This is a genomic window from Krasilnikovia sp. MM14-A1004, from assembly GCF_047159485.1.
In the GTDB taxonomy this organism is placed as follows: domain Bacteria; phylum Actinomycetota; class Actinomycetes; order Mycobacteriales; family Micromonosporaceae; genus Actinoplanes.
The window spans coordinates 3,700,602-3,719,770 of the sequence record NZ_AP038773.1; the positions used below are offsets into that span (position 1 = coordinate 3,700,602).

Annotated in this window: 14 protein-coding genes; 3 read left to right on the forward strand and 11 right to left on the reverse strand. The window is 73.7% G+C overall.

All coding sequences use genetic code 11. The features are described 5' to 3' along the window. Positions 1–144: 144 nt before the first annotated feature. Together ACMCNN_RS16135 and ACMCNN_RS16140 are read left to right on the forward strand one after the other, a co-directional pair. On the forward strand, positions 145–1,464 hold the full coding sequence (locus ACMCNN_RS16135; RefSeq protein ID WP_412741315.1) for a GH1 family beta-glucosidase: 1,320 nt from the start codon (positions 145–147) through the stop codon (positions 1,462–1,464). Then, positions 1,461–2,705 carry an MFS transporter gene (locus ACMCNN_RS16140; RefSeq protein WP_412741316.1) on the forward strand — a complete coding sequence of 415 codons (1,245 nt, stop codon included), beginning with the start codon at positions 1,461–1,463 and terminating at the stop codon, positions 2,703–2,705. The genes ACMCNN_RS16135 and ACMCNN_RS16140 overlap by 4 nt, the downstream gene beginning before the upstream one ends. On the opposite strand, the gene ACMCNN_RS16145 is transcribed toward ACMCNN_RS16140, so the two are convergent. From ACMCNN_RS16145 to ACMCNN_RS16155, 3 genes are all read right to left on the reverse strand, one after another. Beyond that, the gene (locus ACMCNN_RS16145; RefSeq protein ID WP_412741317.1) at positions 2,680–3,138 is read right to left on the reverse strand and encodes a group II truncated hemoglobin; all 459 of its coding nucleotides are present in this window, start codon (positions 3,136–3,138) and stop codon (positions 2,680–2,682) included. The genes ACMCNN_RS16140 and ACMCNN_RS16145 overlap by 26 nt on opposite strands. A gap of 71 nt (positions 3,139–3,209) precedes the next feature. Continuing rightward, on the reverse strand, positions 3,210–6,032 hold the full coding sequence (locus tag ACMCNN_RS16150) for a penicillin acylase family protein (protein WP_412741318.1): 2,823 nt from the start codon (positions 6,030–6,032) through the stop codon (positions 3,210–3,212). Further along, on the reverse strand, positions 5,999–6,088 hold the full coding sequence (locus tag ACMCNN_RS16155; protein ID WP_412741319.1) for a hypothetical protein: 90 nt from the start codon (positions 6,086–6,088) through the stop codon (positions 5,999–6,001). Before ACMCNN_RS16155 ends, ACMCNN_RS16150 begins: the two co-directional genes overlap by 34 nt. A gap of 523 nt (positions 6,089–6,611) precedes the next feature. Between ACMCNN_RS16155 and ACMCNN_RS16160 the strand changes: the two genes are divergently transcribed. Then, complete coding sequence (locus tag ACMCNN_RS16160; protein WP_412741320.1) at positions 6,612–8,192, forward strand: methyl-accepting chemotaxis protein; 1,581 nt, start codon at positions 6,612–6,614, stop codon at positions 8,190–8,192. On the opposite strand, the gene ACMCNN_RS16165 is transcribed toward ACMCNN_RS16160, so the two are convergent. From ACMCNN_RS16165 to ACMCNN_RS16200, 8 genes are all read right to left on the reverse strand, one after another. After that, positions 8,182–10,509, reverse strand: a complete 2,328-nt coding sequence (locus ACMCNN_RS16165) for a sensor histidine kinase (protein ID WP_412741321.1) — start codon at positions 10,507–10,509, stop codon at positions 8,182–8,184. The two genes, ACMCNN_RS16160 and ACMCNN_RS16165, sit on opposite strands and share 11 nt — an antisense overlap. Next, positions 10,506–12,350 carry a S8 family serine peptidase gene (locus ACMCNN_RS16170; RefSeq protein ID WP_412741322.1) on the reverse strand — a complete coding sequence of 615 codons (1,845 nt, stop codon included), beginning with the start codon at positions 12,348–12,350 and terminating at the stop codon, positions 10,506–10,508. The genes ACMCNN_RS16165 and ACMCNN_RS16170 overlap by 4 nt, the downstream gene beginning before the upstream one ends. 115 nt (positions 12,351–12,465) lie before the next feature. Beyond that, the gene (locus tag ACMCNN_RS16175; RefSeq protein WP_412741323.1) at positions 12,466–12,891 is read right to left on the reverse strand and encodes a response regulator transcription factor; all 426 of its coding nucleotides are present in this window, start codon (positions 12,889–12,891) and stop codon (positions 12,466–12,468) included. A 48-nt stretch (positions 12,892–12,939) separates the two neighbouring features. Continuing rightward, a complete protein-coding gene (locus ACMCNN_RS16180; protein WP_412747188.1) occupies positions 12,940–13,863 on the reverse strand; it encodes a type II secretion system F family protein in 924 nt (307 codons plus the stop codon). Positions 13,864–13,865: 2 nt separating this feature from the next. Next, positions 13,866–15,794, reverse strand: coding sequence for a VWA domain-containing protein (locus ACMCNN_RS16185; RefSeq protein ID WP_412741324.1), 1,929 nt, complete (start codon positions 15,792–15,794; stop codon positions 13,866–13,868). Then, positions 15,791–17,179: a CpaF family protein gene (locus ACMCNN_RS16190; RefSeq protein ID WP_412741325.1), complete on the reverse strand. Its 1,389-nt coding sequence runs from the start codon at positions 17,177–17,179 to the stop codon at positions 15,791–15,793. Before ACMCNN_RS16190 ends, ACMCNN_RS16185 begins: the two co-directional genes overlap by 4 nt. Next, positions 17,179–18,342, reverse strand: coding sequence for an AAA family ATPase (locus ACMCNN_RS16195; protein ID WP_412741326.1), 1,164 nt, complete (start codon positions 18,340–18,342; stop codon positions 17,179–17,181). The genes ACMCNN_RS16190 and ACMCNN_RS16195 overlap by 1 nt, the downstream gene beginning before the upstream one ends. Continuing rightward, a complete protein-coding gene (locus ACMCNN_RS16200; RefSeq protein WP_412741327.1) occupies positions 18,339–19,157 on the reverse strand; it encodes an RcpC/CpaB family pilus assembly protein in 819 nt (272 codons plus the stop codon). The genes ACMCNN_RS16195 and ACMCNN_RS16200 overlap by 4 nt, the downstream gene beginning before the upstream one ends. Between the last annotated feature and the right edge of the window lie 12 nt (positions 19,158–19,169).

Genomic DNA, 19,169 nt, shown 5'->3' on the forward strand with positions numbered 1-19,169 from the left:
CCCGGGTCCCACATGCCGAGCCTCGGCCGCCGGGCGACCCCGGGGTGAGGGTCCTTCGGCCCCATTGAGCGGGCCCTTCGCACGGCCTTCCCGAGCGGCCCACCCGCCGCTAACGTGAGCTGCACTCACTCGGGAGGTTCGTCGATGGATCCGCTGCCCCCGTTTCCCGCCGGCTTCCGGTTCGGCGTCGCGACCGCCGCGTATCAGATCGAGGGTGCGGCCGACGAGGACGGGCGCGGCCGCTCGATCTGGGACACCTTCAGCCACACCGCCGGGCGCACCCGCGACGGCGACACCGGGGACGTGGCCTGCGACCACTACCACCGCTGGGCCGAGGACCTCGACCTGGTGGCGCTGCTCGGCGCGGACGCGTACCGGTTCTCGATCGCCTGGCCGCGCGTCCAGCCGGACGGCACCGGCGCACCGAACGCGAAGGGTCTCGACTTCTACGACCGCCTGGTCGACGGCATGCTGGCGCGCGGCATCGAGGCCCTGCCGACGCTGTACCACTGGGATCTGCCGCAGGCGCTGGAGGACCGCGGCGGGTGGCTCGCCCGGGACACCGCCGAGCGGTTCGCCGAGTACGCGGCGCTGGTGGCGGGGCGGCTCGGCGACCGGGTACGCCGGTGGATCACCCTCAACGAGCCCCTCGTGCACCTGGCCCAGGGGTACGCGTTCGGCGTCCACGCCCCCGGCCGCGAACTCATGCTGGCGGCCCTGCCGGTGGCGCACCACCAGCTGCTGGGGCACGGGATGGCGGTGCGCGCCCTGCGGGCGGCCGGCGCGGGCGAAGTGATGATCACCAACAATCTCACCCCTGTCGTCCCGGCCTCCGACGACGAGGCGGACCAGGTCGCGGCGGCCGTCTACGACGCGTTCCACAACCGGCTGTTCCTCGACCCGATCCTCACCGGCCAGTACCCGCCCGGCTTGGACGCCGGGGTCCGCGACGGCGACCTGGAGATCATCAGCAGCCCGCTGGACGGGCTGGGGGTGAACTACTACTTCCCCACCCGCGTCGGCGCGCCCGGCGCGGACGACCCGCTGCCGTTCCGCATGCTCCCGGTCGAGGGCGCGCCCACCACGGCGTTCGGCTGGCCGGTGGTCCCGGACGGCCTGCACGGGATCCTCACCGGCCTGCGCGAGCGGTACGGCCGCACCCTGCCGCCGATCTGGGTCACGGAGAACGGTTGCTCCACCGAGGACGGGGTGGAACCGGGCGGCCGGGTCCGGGACACGGCGCGGATCACGTACCTGGACGGGCATCTGCGGGCGCTGCACCGGGCGATCACCGACGGGGTGGACGTGCGCGGGTACTTCGTCTGGTCGCTGCTGGACAACTTCGAGTGGGCCGAGGGGTACGCGCAACGGTTCGGGCTGGTCCGGGTCGACTACGACACCCAGCGACGTACCCCGAAGGACTCCTTCACCTGGCTGCGCGCGGCACTGGCCGACCGCCGGTGACGCGGGCCGACACGGCACTCACCACACGGGTGGGTGCCCGGTGGATCGGGCTGTTGTCGCTGGCCAATCTGGGGCTGTGGCTGGGCTACTTCGGGCCACTGCAGGTGCTGCTGCCCAATCGGGTGCAGGAGCTGGCCGGGGATGGCAAGGCCACCGCGCTCGGCGTGGTCACCGGGGTCGGCGCGCTGGTCGCCGTCGTGGTCGGCCCGCTGGCCGGTGCGCTGTCCGACGCGACCACGGCCCGTACGGGACGCCGCCGCACCTGGATCGCCGGTGGCGCGCTGGTGGGTTGCGCCGGGCTCGCACTGCTGGCCGTCCAGCACGACCTGGCCGGGGTGGTGGTGGCCTGGTGTGTCGCGCAGGCCGGGCTCAACGCGCTGCAGGCCGGTCTCACCGCCGTGGTCCCCGACCAGGTGCCGGTGCCGCAGCGCGGCCTGGTGTCGGGCTGGGTCGGGCTGACCCAGTCGGCGGGCGTGGTGGTCGCGGTGCTGCTGGCGGCGTCCGTCGGCGGAGCCGCCGGGTACGTGCTGACGGGCGTGGCGGTGGTGCTGGCCGTCGCGCCGTTCGCGCTGACCATGCCCGACCCGCCGGGTCCCGGCGCGTCCTCGCCAAGCCCGGCCCGGCGCATGCGCGAGGTCTCTCGGATTGCGCCGGCGGCCCGCAACGCCGACTTCGCGTGGGCGTGGGCCACCCGGTTCCTGGTGCAGCTGGGCAACGCCATGGCGACGCTGTACCTGCTGTACTTCCTGCGCGACCAGGTGCATTTCGAGCAGCTGTTCCCGGGGCACAGCGCCGACGACGGCCTGGCGCTGCTCATCGTGGTCTACACCGCGGCGACGCTGGCCACGGTGGTCACCGGCGGGTGGCTGTCGGACCGCACCGGGCGCCGCAAACCGTCGGTCATCGTGTCGGGGTACGTGATGGCGGCGGCCACGGCGCTGCTGGCGTGCTGGCCGACGTGGGCCGGGGCGCTGGTCGCCGCGGTCGTGCTCGGCCTCGGCTTCGGCGTCTACCTCTCCGTCGACCAGGCACTGATCACCCAGGTCCTGCCGAGCGCCAGGGACCGGGCCCGCGATCTGGGGATCATCAACATCGCCAACTCGGCGCCCCAGGTACTCGGCCCGGTGCTGGCGGTCGTGCTGGTCGATCACCTGGGCGGCTACCCGGCGCTGTATCTGGGGGCCGCCGCGATGACGGTGCTGGGTTCGGTGCTGGTCACCCGGATCCGGTCGGTCCGGTAGGGCCGTCCCACGACCACCGGACGATGCTCAGGCCGGCGGGGACGTCGTCGGCGGATTCGGGGAAGCGGGCGATCGTGTCGGTGGTCCGGGCGAAGTAGTCGTGCAGGACCCCCCGCAGCGGTTCGGCGGTGAGGCCCGCGTCGGCGAGGGCCCGGTCGAAACAGGCGATCGCCCGGCGGTCCATCTCCTCGTGTACGCCGTTGCCACTGTGCGCCCGGACGACCGAGGTCTCGTCGCCGTAGCGGTCCGTGTAGGTGGTGGGCCCGCCGAGCGCCTCGCCCCAGTACGCGGCGAGACGCTCGGTGTGCTGCGGATGGAAGCCGTGGCTGAACGCATGGCCGACCACCTCGTCGGCCATCACCCGGGTGTGCCACGCCTCGGCCAGCCGGAGCAGTCCCGCGTCGCCGCCCGCAGCCTCGTACACGCTCTGCATGACTGCAGCATGCCAGGCGGCGGGCGGTCACGGGGGCAATGCGATGGCCCGGCTACGGACCGGGCCATCGCTCATTTCGCGTACGCCTGGAGCTCGTAGACAGAGAAGCCGTAGGAGGTGGCCCGGCGGTCGCAGTCGAGGCGCAGGTAGCGGGCGTTAACCGCGGGGAACACCACGGTGTCGACCCCGCCGTTGCTGTCGTCGACGGCCGCGACCTGCCGCCAGGTGGTGCCGTCCGTGGACACCTCCACCCGGTACGCGCTCGCGTACGCGGTCTCCCACCGGATCGTCACCCGCCCGACCGGGGTGGTCGAGCGCAGGTCGAGCCGCAGCCACTGGTTGTCCGACCAGGAACTGGCCCAGCGGGTGGAATCGTTGCCGTCGACCGCGTGCGACGCCGGGTGCCCCAGCTGGGTGCTGGAGACGGTGGCCGCCGCGCCGGACGCCCGGTTGCCGATGTCGTCGCCGCGCCGCGCCGGGAACGAGATCACCTGCTGGTACGTGGGCCGGTTCTGCCAGGTGATCCGCTCGTGTGCGATCCCGCCCAGCGGGGACTGCACGATGGTGTCGGCGCACCACTGGTCCCCCGCCGCGCAGCCACCGGAGTCACCCGGATACGTGGTGGTGGCGGGCTCGGCCAGGGCCGCGGTGAGGCTGGTCAGCAGCGCCGTCCGGCAGGCACCGACCGCGCCGCCGCCGCACCAGGTACGCGGCCAGTTCGGCACCGCCTCGCCGAGGGTGGCGCGCAGGTCCTTGTCGACCCAGCCCCACCAGCCGTACTGGAAGGACGAGCCCTTGTGGGGTTGGTTCTCGTTGGCCGAGCCCGGCAGGTCGGAGCCGGAGCCGGTCTGCGCGCCGGACGGGGACTCGTTGATCTGCAGGGCGTTGACCAGGGCCTTGAACAGGTCGTCGCCGACCCCGGCGAACTGGGCGGTGGCCAGCTTCGGCCACCACGCGTCGAAGATGCGGATGGCGTCGGCGTCGCGGTACACCTTGCTGCCGGGCGTGGTCTCCTCCCGGTGCGACCCGGCGGCGTACCAGGTGCGCAGCTCGGCGAGCGCGGCGGCCTGGGCGGGATCGGTGACCGGGGCGGTGTCGATCACCTTCAGCAGGTCGCCGAGCACCTCCTTGCCGCGCAGGTCGGTCGTGGCGGCGGACTCGACGATCTTCACCAGCCCGGCCCTGTCGATCTTCTGCCCGGCGGCGACGGCCGCCTTGATGGGCCGGTCGAGCAGGTCGGCGCGCTGCACGGAGCCGAAGCTGAAGTTGCCGTCGGCCGCCGAGTATCCGGCCGCCTGCTTGTTGTTCCAGCTGACGAAGTAGTCCTGGTTGACGGCCTGGGGGTGGGCCGAGGCCGGCTCGTAGGTCGCGGTGTTGGTGGCGGGGTTCCAGCCCGCCCACTCGTACGCCGGGTCGCCCCAGGTGGGCAGGTTCGGATCGGCGGCGGGGGCGCGTACGGGCTGGGAGCCCGAGGCGAAGTACGCCGAGTCGGTGGAGTTGACGTAGAACCAGTTGAACGAGAACGCGATGTTCGAGGTTGCGGCGGTGAACCCGGCCGGGCCGCCCATCTGGTCCGGCTCGTTGAACATCTGGAACCCGATCGCCGAGTCGACCTCGTGCCGGTACGTGGAGCGCAGGCTGGTGAACGCCACCGGTTGCCCGCCGACCAGCCCGCGCCAGCTGACCAGCCCGTAGTTGGTGCGCAGGACGGTCAGCCGGTAGGAGCCCTCGGGGGTCGGGTCGGCCGTGGTCGGCTTCCACGAGTTGACCTGGCTGACCGCCTGCATCGGCAGGCACTGCCCGTGGAACAGGTAGTTCGTCGAGTCGACCGTCGGGGTGCCGCCGCCCGGCTCGCACAGCCGTACGGCGAAGGTGTCGGTGATGTCCTGACCGGCCGACGTGGCGCTCCACGCGTAGTCCGGTCCGCGGCCGAGCAGCGTGTAGAGGTTCAGCCCGGCGAACGCGACGCCGCGGCTGCTGATCCCCGGCCCCTGCAGCTCCTGCACCATGAGCAGCTGCGGCGCGAAGTAGGCGGTCTGCGGGCCGAAGACCGCCACCGGATGCCCGGTCGCGGAGTGGGCGGCCGAGACGACGGCGGCGTTGGACATGCCGCGATGGGCGCCGGTGAGGGTCAGCTTGCCGAGGGAGTCGGCGATGGTGCTCTTGGCGGTGGAGCGCCGCCCGGCGGATCCGGTCTGGTCGAACACCATCGGGACGAGCTTCGCCGTGCCGTTGTCGGGCATGGCGACACCGGCGGCGTTCGGGTCGGCCACGCCGTACGGGAAGGTCTGTCCGTCGTGGAGGGTGAGGGTGGTCTCGGGGTCGTTCTGGGTGCGGAACTGCGTCCACACCCGGTCGCCGATCTCGTTGCCGTACTTCGCCCGGGCGGCGACCCGGACCAGCGCCGACTGCATCTCGCCGCCGCCACCGCCGCCGAACAGGCCGCCGATCACGCCCGTGATGGAGACGAGGTCGGTGACGACGAACGGCTCGGGGCCACCCTTGTTGGTGATCGCGTCGAGGTGGCCGGTGAGCACGTACTCGCCGGGGCAGTCCCTGGCGCCCATGCAGTCGGCGATGTACTTGTTGATCCCCGCGACGTACGCCTGGACGTCGTCGTAGAGCTGGGCGCCGCGCGGGCCGCTGGCCCGCAGCGCGTCGATCTGGGCCTGCCGGTCCGCCTCCGTGTACGGGGCGCTGCGCCACAGGCTCTGTTCGAGGGACCGGTTGCCCTCGGCGCCGCCCGCGAACGAGGTCAGCTGGCCCCGTCCGACGTGGCGCATCAGGTCCATCAGGAAGAGCCGGTCCTGGGCGCCCGCGTAGCCGGCGCCGAACATCGTGCCGGAGCGGGTGGTGCCGGTCACGTGCGGGATGCCGAAGGACTTGTCCCGCACGATCGTGACGTCGGCACGGGGCGAGATGGTGCTGGCCACGTCGGTGCTGGGCACACCGAACGAGCTGTCGTTGAAGAACGTGCTGATCTGCTGGCTGGTCAGCCCGGTGTAGCGGGAGGCCAGCGAGGCGTACAGACCCAGCTGGTCGGCGGAGTGCGGCGGTCTGATACCGAGCGTCTGGTACGCGAGGATTTGTACCAGGTCGGCGTCGCCGTTCTCGCCCGGAGGCAAGATGTCCGAACATTCGCCGAGGCAGTAGTCGGCGGGGGTCGCGGCCGCAGCGGCGGCCGGGGCGGGGATGGCGGGGGTGAGCCCGGCCGTGGCGAGGAGGGTGGCGGCGAGCAGGGCTTTGACGGGGACGGGGCGTCGGCGCATGGAAGCTTCCTTCCGACCACACGAACGCGAAAAGATTTCAAACATGTTAATTCGTCAATGCGTACGTGCGCCAGAGCACACCGTGACTTCCGTCATGGGGCCTCGCCCCGCCCGCTCCGACCGCCGATCGGACACATGCTCTGTTCGGCAATGGCGCCTGGAGGCCTCGAAATGCGCATCGCAAACCTGCGTGTGGGTGTACGTATGGGAGCGGCGTTCGCGATGGTCGCCGCGCTGATCATCGTGGCCTCGGTGGCCGGCGGGTGGGGCCTGGAGAAGACCAGCGACGCGCAGCAGCGCTTCGCCGACCTGGTCGAGGTCCGTGACGACGCCGCCGCCGCGCGCCTGCAACTGGCCGACGTCAGCGGCTGGCAGGGCCTGGTGATCGTGGACGTCGCCACCGACGGCTTCACGGCTGCGACCGGTCCGGGCGGGTACAACCGCCAGGGTCTGCTGGAAGCCAAGGCGGGCGTCTACGCCCTGCTGAAGCAGGGCGCCGCCGACGCCATGACGGCCACGGAACGCGACCTGTGGGGCAAGCTGAAGTCCGGGTGGGACGCCTACTTCGCCGAGGACGACGCGCTGCTGCAGGCCATCCAGCGGGACACGCACTCGGGCATCATCGCGGCCAAGGCGAGCTTCAACGAGGGCACCACCCACGACGTCTACTCGCGGATCTCGGGCACCATCGACGCGATGGACAAGGACCTCAACGCACGGATGGCCAGTGAGCGGGCGTACATGGCCAGCATGCGCCGCAACAGCATCGCCGTGCTGGGCGCCGCGCTGGTCGTCGCGCTGCTGGCCGCGGCGGCGCTCAGTGTGGCCACGACCCGGTCGGTGGTGCGCCCGCTGCGGGTCGTCGTGCAGGCGCTGCGCGGCCTCGCCGCCGGTGACCTCACCGTCCGCGCCGACGTGGCCGGCCGGGACGAACTGGCCGAGCTGGGGAACGCGCTCAACGACACGACCTCCGCGCTGCGGGAGACCGTGGGCGCGCTGTCCGGGCACGCCGAGCACATGTCCGACGCCTCCACCGACCTCACGGCGACCGCGACGCAGATCGCCGCGATCGCGGCGCAGACCAGCAGCCAGGCCGAGGGGGTCGCGCGCAGCGCCACGCAGGTGTCGGCCAACGTGCACACCGTCACCGTCGGCAGCGCCCAGGTGGACGAGTCCATCGTGGAGATCTCCACCAACGCGGCCGAGGCCGCCGCCGTGGTCGTCGAGGCGGTCGCGGCCGCCGAGGCCACCACCGCCACCGTCACCCGGCTGGGCGCGTCGTCCACCGAGATCGGCACGGTCGTCAACGCGATCACCACCATCGCCGAGCAGACCAACCTGCTGGCGCTCAACGCGACGATCGAGGCGGCCCGCGCCGGTGAGGCCGGCAAGGGCTTCGCGGTCGTGGCCGGCGAGGTGAAGGATCTCGCGCAGGAGACCGCCCGGGCCACCCAGGACATCACCGAACGGGTCCAGGTCATCCAGACCGACACCGCCGGTGCCGTCGCCGCCATCGAGGAGATCGCGACGATCATCCGCCGGATCAGCGGATATCAGAACCTCATCACGGCCGCCGTCCAGCAGCAGGCCGAGACCACCGCCGAGATGGGCCGCAACGTCACCGACGCGTCGACCGCCAGCGAGGAGATCAGCGCCACCATCGCCGACGTCGCGGCCGCGGCGAACTCCACCGCCGAGGGGGTCAACCGCTCCCAGAGCGCGGCCACCGACCTGGCCACGATGGCCGAGGAGCTGCGCACGCTGGTGTCCGCGTTCAAGCTCTGATCTGTACGGGCAAACCCAGCGTGAGCGTGAAGACCGAGCCGACGTCCAGGGTGGACTCGACGGTGACGTCACCGCCCATCGCCCGGGCCAGCCGCCGCGCCAGGAACAGGCCGATGCCGGTGCCGCTCGTACTCATGGTCATCGGGTCCTCGACCCGGTAGAACTTCTCGAACACCAGCTCCAGTTCGTCGGCGGGGATGCCGCGCCCGTGGTCCCGCACGTCGACGTGCACGGCCTGCGCGGTGGACCGTACGGTGACCTCCACCGGGGCGTCCGCCGCGGAGTACTTGAGCCCGTTGCCGATCAGGTTCGCCAGCACCTGCAGGGTACGGCCGCCGTCGCAGTACGCCGGGACTGGCGCGTCCGGCACGGTCACGACGACGCGCGGTGAGCCCAGGTCCTGCCCGACCTGGCCGACCAGCGCCCGCAGATCGTGGCTGGCGGCGGAGACGTCGAGCGCGATCTCGTCGCCGGAGTCACCGAAGCGCGACGCCAGCAGCAGGTCCTCCACCAGCCGGGACAGGTGCGCGGCGCGGTCACCGATCAGTTCGAGCGCGTCCGAGCGCTTCTGCGGGGTCATCCGGTCGCCGCGCTTGCGCAGCAGATCGACGTACCCGACGATCGGGGTCAGCGGGGTGCGCAGCTCGTGCGACACCATGGCGATGAAGTCGGACTTCAGCCGCTCCGTGCGGTACTCCCGGGTGAGATCGCTGATGACGACGACGTCGCGGGTCAGGCCGTCGGCGGCGAAGGTGGCCGAGTGGGCCATCCGGATCCGGCGCTGCTCGCCGTCCGGCCGCCGGATCGTCAGCTCCGCCGCCGCCCTCGGCGCGCCGGGCGAGGCGGGCAGGAGCACGCCGGGCTCCTGCGGTGCGGGCACGTCGAACAGCTGCGCCATCGGCCGGCCCAGCGCCTCGGCCGCCGGCACCCGGGTGAGCGCCTCCAGGGCGGGGTTCCACATCTGCACGAGCGCGTCGCCGTCGACCACCATGATGCCCTCGGCGGACTGTTCCACCACCGCCTGCAGCTTGCTGGTCTCCTCCACCAGGCGGTCCAGGTGCTGCGCGCCGCGCAGCGAGACCGCCAGCGCGTTGGCCAGCGAGGCCAGCAGGGTGACGTCGCCCGTGGACATCCGGGTACGGGCGCGGGGGGCGAACGCCGCCGTGCCGAACCGGCGCCCGCCCGCCGCCACCGGCACCACGACCACGTGCCGCTGGCCGGTGGCGAGGTGCTCGGTCAGCAGCGCCGGGCCGTCGGTTTCGCGGGCGCCGGCCAGCCAGGACGGCGCGGCGCCACGGTGCACCACGGTGGATTCGGCGGCGGTGACCGACAGGGCCCGGTCCTGCCCGGCCGGCAGGATCAGCGCCAGTTCGGCGTCGAACGCCTCCCGTACCAGCAGCAGGAACCGGCGTTCCACGTCCTCGCGTTCGGCCAGTGCGTGGGACAGGCGCAGCAGGCAGGCCGACCGGGCGCGCTCGTCGGCCTCGCGGGCCGCGGCCCGGTACGCGTACGTGACGGCCAGCGCGGGCATCGCCATGAACGGCAGCAGCAGCGGCGCGTGCAACGCGATCACGGTGGTGGTGAGCCCGGTCGCGACGGTGCCCAGCGCCATGTACGCCGACAGGCGCGCCTCGGCCCGGACGACGGCCCACGGCGAGCGCCCGTTGATGAGCCCGAGCACCTGCGCGAGGCAGCACAGGTTCACCGCGGTGAAGGCGAACGTACCGGCGACGACCGCGACCAGGACGCGGGGTGTCACCGTGCCGGGTGAGCCACCGGCCAGGTGCACGATGAGGATGAGCACCGACACCGCCGCCGTGTACGTGCCCAGGTTGAAGGCCGCCTTCACCGGGGGTCGCCGCTGCACCACGCTGGCCGCGACTAGTCCGGCCGCCGCGGCCAGCAGCGCCTCGCGCGGCGGCAGCAGCAGGACGTCGATGACGAGTGCGGCCTCGTACAGGCTCAGTTCCTCCACGGCCTCGCCGTGGCGCAGCCGCACGACGGTGACCTCGGCCAGGCAGGTGAGCAGCGCCAGGCCGGGCAGCAGCACCGCGGTGGGCACCGTGATGCCGTGCAGGACCTCCCGGTCGCCCGCGAACGCGACGACGAGCGCCGCCAGGATGACGCCGAGCAGGCCGACGGCGGTCACCCGCCGCAGGATCGGGTCGCGGACGCGGGCGCGCACGGCGGCCGCGGACCGGGTGATCCCCGTGCGGCCGACGGTCCCCTGCTCGTCGGCCGCGGACCGGGTGATCCCCGTGCGGCCGACGGTCCCCTGCTCGTCGGCCGCCTCCCCCTGCCGCGCCGGTGCGCTCACGGCTGGGGCAGCCAGGCCCAGGAGCGGGCCGCCCAGTCGTCGTCCGCCCACGCCCGAGCGCGCGCCGCCCAGTCGGCGTCGGCCCAGGCACGGGCCCGCGCGGCCCAGTCGGCATCAGCCCACGCCCGTGCCCGCGCGGCCCAGTCGGCGTCGGCCCAGGCACGGGCCCGCGCCGCCCAATCGGCGTCGGCCCAGGCACGGGCCCGCGCGGGCCAGTCCATATCGGCCCAGTCCACGCCGGCCCAGGCGCGCGCTCGGGCCGCCCAGTCGTCGTCCGCCCACGCGCGGGTGGCCCAGGCTCGGGCGGCCCAGGCGCGCGCCGCCCAGTCGTCGCCGGCGCCGGTCCATCCGTTCGCGGCCCAGGCGCGGGCAGCCCAGGCACGGGCCGCGGGGTCGAGCGCGGCCCAGGACCGGGCGGCCCAGTCCCGTGAGGGCGGGGTCAGCGCGTTCCATTCCCGGGTGGCCGCCGCCCGGTCGCCGGCGGCGATCGCCACGGCCAGCGCGGACCACCGCTTCGCGTCGCGGCGCAGCGTGTCGGTGTCGTCGTCGAAGCGCTTCTGGGCCCTGCTGGTGGGCCAGTCTGGGGCCGCGGCCAGCACCCGGCCGGCGTCCAGGGCGCCCGCTCCGGCGCCCGCCGCGGCGGTCAGCGCGGGAGTCGCGTACGTGTTGCCGACCAGCAGGTTCCGCACCGCGTCGGGGGTCAGCTTCGGCTGCACCGCCAGCGTCGCGGCGATCACGCCGGAGGTGACGGCTGTCGCCATGGAGGTGCCCGAGCCGCGGAAGTAGGCGTCGCCGATCCGGGCCTGCGGGTTGCCCGCGTCGATGATGCTGCCCGGCGAGCGCAGGCTCACGATCCGGCTGCCCGGGGCGACCAGGTCCGGCTTGGCGTCGCCCTGCCACGTGGGGCCGCGGCCGGACCAGGCCGCCACCGTGTCGTCGCCGCGGCCGGCGGTGCCCGCCGCGTCGAGTCCGCCGGTGGTGAGCAGCAGCGGGTCGTTGCCGGGTGAGGTCACCGTGCCGGCGTCCGGTCCGTCGTTGCCCGCGGGCACGACCACCGTGACGCCGTCGCGCCACAACGACTCCAGTGCCCGGTTCAGCGGGTCGAGCTGGTACGGCAGCGGGCTGCGCGACGACAGCGACAGGTTGAGCACCTGGACGTCCCTGCGGTGGTCGCTGACCCACTGCAGTCCACGCAGGACGGTGACCAGGTCGGTGCGGCCCTGCGCGTCGGCGACCTTGACGTCGACCAGCTCGGCGGCGGGCGCCACGCCCCGGTACGCCCCACCCGACGCGGCGCCGGACGCGGCGATCAGGCCCGCCATGAAGGTGCCGTGGCCGTACCCGTCGCCGCCGCCGGTGCCGGTGAGGTCGATGTGGCTGCGCACGCGGCCGGCGAGGTCGGGAACGTTCGCGATGCCAGTGTCGACGACCGCGACGGTCACCCCGCGCCCCTCGGTTCCGTTCGCGGGCAGGCCGAGCATCTGCCGCACCGTGGTGGCCGTGCCCGCGCCGTCCGAGGTCGCGGCTGCCACGGTGATCGCGCGCTGCGGGACCACCGTCCACTCGGGACCGAGTGAGCTGCCCTGCGGCAGCCGGGCCGCGACGCCGTCCACGACGGGCAGGGCGGCCAGGACGCGCCCACCGGCGGCCTCGACGGCGTGGGCAGCCTGCTCGGCGTCCGCCCCGGTCACCACGACCTCGCGCCAGGACTTCCCGGCGGCCTGCGCCGGGGCGGAGGCCGGTACACCGGCCAGCGCCAGGACGGCGGCCGCGGCGAGGGCGAGTCCGCGCCGGTTCGCGCCGGTGTACGTTGCGGGACCCACCGGGTTGTTCGGTCTCATGAGATGCGCACCTCGCTGATCAGCGGTTCCCACCATCGGCCCGTCGGCAGAACACGGACGCCGATGCGTTCAAGACCATCGGCGTGGCCGGGGAGCACTTGAGCAGAACTTGATCTCATGGTTGGCCCGAGAAGCCCTGGCCGCGCGCGTAGTCGACGGCCGCCTGGACCTCTGCCATTCCGGTGTCGTGGCCGACCACGCCGTCGATGAGGTACAGCACCTCGTCCGCGGTGAACGGCTTGGACAGGAAGTAGTCCGCCCCGCTGGCCCGGCCGCGGGCCCCGGAGTCGGGCAGCGCGGTGAGCAGCAGCACCGGCACCCGCGTCACCTCCTGCGAGCGGATGGCCCGCAGCACTCCGTAGCCGTCCAGGCGCGGCATCATGACGTCCAGCACCACGAAGTCCGGCCGCAGGGCCAGGTACGCCTGTACGCCGTGTTCGCCGTCGATGGCGACGTGCACCTCGTGGCCGTCCAGCTCCAGGACGTCCATGAGCAGGCGGCAGATCGCCGGATCGTCGTCGATCACCAGTATCTTCGCCATGTGCTCTTCTCCTGATCTCCCGGGACCCGGGTCGTTGATGTCGTGCGCTCAGCGGGCGAACGCGTGGATGATCTGCAGTACGCCGGGTCCGAGGATCACCACGAACAGGGCCGGGAACAGGCAGAACAGCACAGGGAACAGGATTTTGATGGGCACCTTCTGGGCCAGTTCCTCGGCGCGCTGGCGGCGTTTGACGCGCATCTCGCGGGCGTGTTCGCGCAGCACCCCGGCGATGGGGATGCCCAGCTCACCCGCCTGGACGACCGCGGTGACGAAGGTGCGCAGTTCCGGCACGGTGGTCCGTTCGGCCAGTGCCCGCAGCGCCGCGGCCCGGCTCACGCCCAGCTGCATCTCCTGCAGCACCCGCAGCAGCTCGCGCGCCAGCGGCGTACGGACGTGCTGGGCGACCTGTGCCATCGCCGCGTCGAACGCCAGGCCCGCCTCCACGCTGATGACCAGGGTGTCGAGCACATCCGGCATGGACAGCAGCAGTTCCTTCTGCCGTTTCAGCGCCAGGTTGTAGACCATCAGGTCGGGCCCGAAGAAGCCGCCCGCCGCGCCCAGCGCCCCGCCGAGCAGCGCACCGCCACCCGCGCCGAGCAGGCCACCGAACCCGCCCCCGACCAGCGCGCCGACCGCGAGGGTGACCCCCTTGAGCGGCACCAGCCGGGCCAGCGACATCGACGGCGGGTTGCCCGCGTAGTCGAGGTGGCGCTGCAGGCGGGCGATGGCGCCGGTCGGCGTCAGCAGCGTGCCGAGCCGTCCCAGCCGGCGGGCCAGCGGCGCGCCGAGCCGCTCGGCGAACGGCCGGTCCCTGGGTGCGACGAACGTGGCGGCGGCGGGCCGGGGCAGCGTGTCCAGCAGCCGGGCGACCCCGGCGCCGTCGCGGGCGTCGGCGAAGGCCAGCGCCAGCACGACGGCCGCTGCGATCAGCGCGACCAGACCGAGGCCCAGCACCATGGACGGTGGCATGGTCACACCTCCACCTTGACGAGCTTCTTCAGCCAGAGGGCGCCGATGACCACGCCGACGACGGAGCCGACGAGCATCATCAGCCCCAGCGGCTCTGTGTAGAGCGGGCGCAGGTAGTCGCGCCGGAAGATGAACATCCAGGCGCCCAGCACGATCGGCATGCCGAGCAGGATCATCGCCGACAGGCGGCCCTCGGCCGAGAGCGCGCGGACGTGCCGGTGCAGCCGCCCGCGTTCCCGCATGGTGCCGACGGCGGTCTCCAGGGTCTCGGAGAGGTTGCCGCCCACCTCCCGCTGGATCCGGATCGCCATGACCAGCCAGGCCATGTCCTGGCTGCCGTTGCGTTCGCCGACGCGGTCGAGGGCCTCCTCCAGGTCGCCGCCCAGCCGTGTCTCGGCCAGCGCCCGGCCCAGCTCACCGGCGATCGGTTCGCCGCCGTCGCGGACCAGCGCGTCCAGCCCCTGCGGCAGCGAGAACCCGGACCGCAACGACCCGACCAGGAGCTGCAACGCGTCCGGCAGCTGGTTGCCGAACGTACGGGCGCGGCGGGACGCGCGCAGGCGCAGGTACAGCGCGGCGCCCTGCCAGCCGGTCAGCGCGCCCGCGGGCAGCGCGAACCACCACGGCAGCAGCGCCAGCATGGCCAGCGCGCCGCCGGCCGCACAGCCCAGCCGGATCAGCTGCCACTCGGCGGCCCGCAGCGGGCTGCCCGCGCGGTCGAGGGCCAGCTCCAGCCGCTGCCGCCGGTCCGGGCGGCGCACGGCCCGTTCGGACACGGCCAGCGCGGCCCGGACCAGGCCGTTGCCGTCCGCGTCGGACGGGCGGGCGCCGCGGGCGGGAGCGAACCGTTCCAGGTCGCGGATCCGGCGCTGGATCGGGCCGCCGGCCAGCAGCGGGCCGAGGCCCAGCAGCGCCGCCCCGAAGAGCGCGACGGCCACCACGATGATGGTCACGGCCGGTCCTCGTCCTTCCGACCCGCCGAACCGGAACGTCTGCGGCGCGGCGGCCGCGGCCGGGTCGGCCCGGAAGGCCACAGGTACGTCGGTGCCGACGGTCTGCGCACCGATCCGGGCCTGTACCCGCAGCACCGTGGTGCGGCCGGACAGTGCGGGCGGGACGGTGGCGCGTACCAGGACCGGCGCCGACAGGCTCTCGGCCATGCCCCGGAACGCCGCGCGCAGCGCCGGGGCGTCGGCCGCGCTGAGCACCCGCCCGCTGCCGGCCGCCGCGAAGTCGCCGAGGCGTTTCGGGTCCGCGCCGTCGCCGAAGGCCACCGCGTCCACCGTCGCCTCGGCCCGGGACACCGTGGTCAGCAGCCGGTCCGCGGTGAGTTGCGAGGAGGTGTCCGCGCCGTCGGACAGCACCACGATGCGCCGCTCGGCGAACCCGGCGGCGGAGGAGTGGCGGCGTTCGTCGAGCAGGTCCTCGGCGGCGGCGATGCCGTCGTACAGGGCGGTGTGCCCGGCGGCCCTCAGCCGGGAGACCGCCGCGCCGAACGCGGCCCGGTCGGCGGTCGGCGCGAGCGCGACGGTGGCCTTCTCCGCGACGGCGACCAGCCCCAGCTGGACCTCGGGTGGCGCCGCGGTGGCGTAGTCGAGGGCGGCGGCGCGGGCGGCGGTCAGGCGGGCGCCCCGCATGGATCCGCTCGTGTCGAGGACCAGCACGACCCCCCGGGGTGGCGCGCCGGCCGACGTCGACGCGACCTGGTGGGTCCGGGTGGGCAGCGCGACGCCATCGGCGGTCACGCTCACGGCCGCGTCCGCCAGCGAGCCCAGGTGGCGTCCGGTCAGGAAGAACTCGACGGCGCCGGCCGAGGGCTGCACACCGGTGACCACGATGCCCGCCCGGGCGTCCGGTGCTGCGGCGGCCGGGCCCGCCGGCAGCACGGCCAGGGCCACCAGGAACGCGGCGATGGCGGGGCGCCGGGTCATCGCCCACCGGCCTGGAAGACGTCGACGCCGACGGTGACGCCGTGCGTGGCCAGGTGCTCCAGGAACCGGGGTCGCAGGCCGGTGGGCTGCAACGTGCCCTGGAACCGCCCGGCGGCATCCGTGCCGGCCCGGAAGTCGAACAGGAACAGGTCCTGCAGGGTGACCACGTCGGACTCCATGCCGACCACCTCGGTGACGTGGGTGATCCGGCGGCTGCCGTCCTTCAGGCGGCTGACCTGGATGATCAGGTGTACGGCCGAGGCGACCTGCTCCCGGATCGCCCGTACCGGCAGGTCCATGCCGGCCATCAGCACCATGGTCTCCAGGCGGGCCAGGGCGTCGCGCGGGGTGTTGGCGTGCAGGGTGGTCAGCGACCCGTCGTGACCGGTGTTCATCGCCTGCAGCATGTCCAGGGCGGCGCCGTCGCGGACTTCGCCGACGACGATCCGGTCGGGGCGCATCCGCAGCGCGTTGCGGACCAGGTCGCGGGTGGTCACGGCGCCGCGGCCCTCCACGTTCGCCGGCCGCGACTCCAGGCGCACCACGTGCTCCTGGTGCAGTTGCAGCTCGGCGGCGTCCTCGACGGTGACGATGCGTTCCTCGGTGGGCACGAAGCCGGACAGCACGTTGAGGGTGGTGGTCTTGCCCGAGCCGGTGCCGCCGCTGACGACGATGTTCAGGTGCCCGCGGACGCAGGCGCGCAGCAGGTCGGCGGTCTGCCGGGTGAGGGTGCCGAAGGTGATCAGGTCGTCGACGGTGAACGGGTCGCGGGAGAACTTGCGGATGGTCAGCGACGAGCCGTCCAGCGCGATGGGCGGCACGATGGCGTTGACGCGGCTGCCGTCGGGCAGGCGGGCGTCGACCATCGGGCTGGCCTCGTCGACGCGGCGCCCGACGCGGGACACGATGCGGTCGATGACCCGGCGCAGGTGGCCCTCGTCGGCGAACTCGGCGGCCACGGCTTCGAGGCGGCCGCTGCGTTCGACGTAGATGCGGTGCGGGCCGTTGACCATCACCTCGCTGACCGACGGGTCGCGCAGCAGCGGCTCAATCGGCCCGTGCCCGAGGATCTCGTCGGTGACTTCCTGGGTGATGCGGGCGCGGTCGGCGCTGGTCAGCGGGGTTTCCTCGACGGCCAGCAGCTCGGCGACCGCGCGGCGCACCTGCAGTTCCAGCTCCTCGGCGGCGCCCATCTCGTCGTACAGTTTCGGGCCGAGCAGTTCGGCCAGGCGGCGCTGGATGCGCAGCCGTACCTCGGACATCGGGTCCGGGCCGGGACGGGCCGCGGGCCGCAGCCGGTCCGCGCCCGGGTCGGCGGGCCGCGCTTCGGCGCGGACCGGTTCGGCCGGGCGGGTCCGCTGGGAGAGGTGTTCGGCGAGACCCATCAGTGCCTCCGGCCGAACAGCCCGGCCCGGTGGCGGCGGGCGCGGCTCTCCGGCGCGCCGCACTTCGCGGCCAGCTCCCGCATCGCCTTCGCAACCGGGTGGCCGGGGTGCTCGATCGCCAGGGGGATGCCGCGGTTCACCGACAGGGGGACGTCGCGCGAGGACGGCATCAGCACCGAGGTCGGCTGCCCGATCGCCTTCTCGACGTCCGCGACGGTCAGGCCCACCTCGGAGTTGGCGCGGTTGAGCAGGACGAGGCGGCGCTCGGCCGGGTACTGCAGCATCTCGAACGTGGTGAGGGTGAGCCGGACGCTCTTGAGCGCGGGCAGGTCCGGCGTCACCACGAGCACGAACCAGTCGGTCCGGTCGAGGGCCGCGAGGACCTGGTCGCTGACGTACGGCGGGGTGTCCACGACGACGTAGTCGTACATCGGCGCCAGCACGCCGAGCAGCTCGGCGACCAGTTCCCGGCCGACCTGGTCGCCCTCGGCCGGTCCGGACGGCGCCAGCAGCACATCGATGCCGTCGCGGTACGGGGTGATCAGCGAGCGCACACCGTCCTCGTCGAGCCGCCCGGCCATCCCGACGGCGTCGGCGAGGCTGCGCTCGGGTGGCAGCTGGAGCATGATGCCGACGTCGCCGAACTGCAGGTCGAGGTCGACCAGGCAGACCCGGCGGCGCCCGTTGTCGGCGAGGGTCACCGCCAGGTTCGCCGCGACGGTGCTCTTGCCGACCCCACCCTTGCCCGCGAACACGGTGAGCACCTGGGTCGACTGCTCCCCCGCGGCCGCCGGTGCGGCGGTGAGCTGCCGCGACAACGCGACGGACCGGGCGCACGCGGCGTCGACCGCGGCGGGGTCACCGGCGGGCACCACCTCGCGGATCCCGGCGCGCATCGCCTCGGCGAGCACGTCCACCTCGACGTACTCGCGCAGCAGCACGACGCCGAGCGCGGGCCGTTCGACGCGCTGGCGGGCGGCGAACCCGAGGGCCTCGTCGAGCGGCACCCCGGCGCCGAGGACGACCAGCTGGGCGTCGGGCCACTCGGCCAGGACGGCGGGAAGCTGCGCCGGGTCCGGTACGGCGCAGGCGGCCGGCGCCGAGCCGGGGAAGGCGGTGCAGGGGTCACAGTAGATGGTCATCGTCGTCACCAGCGCCGTCACGGGAAGAGGGTGTTGTTGTCGATACCGGCGTCGGGTTCGACGGTGGCGGTGTCGTCCAGCAGCGCCAGCGACAGCGTTCCGGTCAGCGAGACGTGCACGAGCTTCTCGGCCTCCTGCTGACTCACCGCGACCGTGACCAGCATGGTGACGCCGGCCTTGGCGGCGGAGCCGGAGCCGGATTCACCGGAGCCGTCCGATGCGGCAGTCGTGGTGTCGCCCGCGGTGGCCGCGCCGGACACGCCGCGCTCGCCCACCCCGATCACCTCGACTCGCGGCAGCAGCACGCGGGTGGCCTGGTTGTAGTCGTGGCCGCTGCTCAGGCCGTCGCCCGCGGGCACCCGGCCGCGCCCCTCGCGCATGGTGAAGGTGCTGAACACGGCGACCCGGGAGCCGGGCCGTACGTAGCCGGCGACGCGGCCCGCGGCGGTCATCTGCACGCTGACGGCCAGCTTGCCGTCGGGTACGGGCAGGCCGCCGGTCACCTCGGTGGACTCGGCGAACATGCCGCGCAGCAGCAGCTGGCTGGGCGGCAGGTCGGCGCTGAGCACGAGCGTGTCGAGCTGCGTGTCCAGTTCGCCGAGCGCGGTCGCGGGGACCGTGTCGGCGGGCATCGCTACCCGCTCCGTGTACTTGCCGCCGCGGATGGCGGACGCGCTGGTACCGGCCGGGATGCGCTGGGTGCTGATGAGCACCCAGACGGCCTGCCGCCCGGCGAGGGCGCGCCGGTCGGCGCCGCGCACGTACGCGACGACCGCGAGGCAGCCGATGCCCGCCAGCACGGCCGCGACGAGGACCGCGAGAAGCCGCCGTCTCATGGTTTGCTCCTG